Origin of the sequence: Streptomyces sp. LS1784 (assembly GCF_020103755.1) — a bacterium.
Taxonomy (GTDB): Bacteria; Actinomycetota; Actinomycetes; order Streptomycetales; family Streptomycetaceae; genus Kitasatospora.
Genome location: NZ_JAHSQD010001053.1, coordinates 1 through 1,351 on the forward strand (window position 1 = coordinate 1; position 1,351 = coordinate 1,351).

The window sequence follows — 1,351 nt, forward strand, 5'->3', positions numbered from 1 at the left end:
GCCGGCGGCCCCCGTGCAGCCCCCGGCGCAGGCCCAGACCCCGGCACAGGCCCAGCCCCCGGCACAGCCCGCGCCGGGCGCCGTGCCGGCCGGGTACCACGAGTACAAGGACCCGAGCGGCTTCTCGGTCGTGCTCCCGGACGGCCTGCAGCCGACCGGGTCGGAGGCCAACCGGCGGATCTTCAAGAACGCGGCCGACGGCAGCCAGCTGCGGATCGAGTGGACCACGTCGCCCGGTCCGAGCGCGGTTGCGGACTGGCAGGAGTCCGAGCCGGCCCTGATCGCGAAGGTCACCAACTACCAGCGGGTGAACCTGGCGGCGATCGGCTACCGGCAGTGGAGCAACGCGGCGGACTGGGAGTGGACCAGCGGCACACCGAGGACGCACTCGCTCAACCGCGGCTTCGTGACCGGGACCCCGGCCAAGTACGGGTACTCGATCTACTGGATCGTCCCGGACACCGAGTGGGCCGCCCAGGCCCCGGTCCGGGACATCGTCTTCAACAGTTTCCAGCCCGCGCCGTAGGTCAGCCGATCAGGCGTTGCTTGGCGCGGGTGAACTCGTCCTCGGTGAGGGCACCGGAGGCGCGCAGGGCGGCCAGCCGTTCCAGCTGGCCGATGAGCTGTTCGCCGGTGGCGGCCTCGGCCGGTGCGGCGACGGGCACGGCCTTCGGGGCGTTGCGGGCGGCCCGGGCGGAGGCCCGGAGCTGCTCGGCGAAGAACTCGGCCTTGACCACGTCCTCGTAGCGGTGTGAGCCGGTGAGCGCCACCACCAGGAGCACTTCGCCGTTGAGCTTGGTGCGGGTCACGGAGACGTCGGTGACGGCGGCAAGCGGAACCGGCACCGGAGGTTTCCCGTCCTTCAGGAAGAGCAGCCGATGGGTGGTCAGCACGAGCACTCCCTTGCGGAAGTGCTCGGGGTGGCGCCCGGCGGTGGAGGCGACCGGCTTCTCGCCGTCGATGGCGGTCACCTCGACGGCGCGGACGGCCTCGACCTGGTTGGCTTTGCTGCGGTTTCCTGACGCCTCGAAGGCGGTGTCGATCAAATCGGTCCAGTCCATGGGATCGAGCCTAAGCGGAGCCGCTCAGTAGGCTGCTCGGTGAGTGAGAGGAACTGGCATGCGAGGCGGCCCCGGGCAGTTGCTGGCGGGGCGGTACCGGCTGACGGACCGTCCCGGACCGCTGCGCGCCCACGCGGTGGACGAGCGGACCGGTGAATCGGTGCTGCTGAGCGCCCTGGAGCTGCCGGCGCTGCTGACGGCGGGACTGGACCCGGAGGAGGCCGCCGCGGCGCAGGCGGACCGGCTGGTGCGGCGGGTGGCGGCGGTCGGCTCGGCCGCGCCGGTGGCGC

General features: G+C 72.5%; 2 protein-coding genes and 1 pseudogene. 2 read left to right on the forward strand and 1 reads right to left on the reverse strand.

Annotated elements, in window-relative coordinates:
- Positions 1-526 (forward strand): annotated as a pseudogene (locus KS423_RS45545) (hypothetical protein); the annotation flags it as partial.
- Position 527: 1 nt separating this feature from the next.
- Here the strand turns inward: KS423_RS45545 and KS423_RS45550 are convergent.
- Positions 528-1,061: an SHOCT domain-containing protein gene (locus tag KS423_RS45550; protein ID WP_224285523.1), complete on the reverse strand. Its 534-nt coding sequence runs from the start codon at positions 1,059-1,061 to the stop codon at positions 528-530.
- Between the two features lie 58 nt (positions 1,062-1,119).
- On the opposite strand from KS423_RS45550, the gene KS423_RS45555 reads away from it, so the two are divergent.
- Positions 1,120-1,351, forward strand: a 232-nt coding sequence (locus tag KS423_RS45555) for a hypothetical protein (protein ID WP_224285524.1), incomplete at its 3' end; no start/stop codon positions are given.

What these genes read in the sequence shown, in the direction of transcription:
- KS423_RS45550 (WP_224285523.1), bottom strand. Translation starts at nt 1,061, where the DNA reads ATGGACTGGACCGATTTGATCGACACCGCCTTCGAGGCGTCAGGAAAC.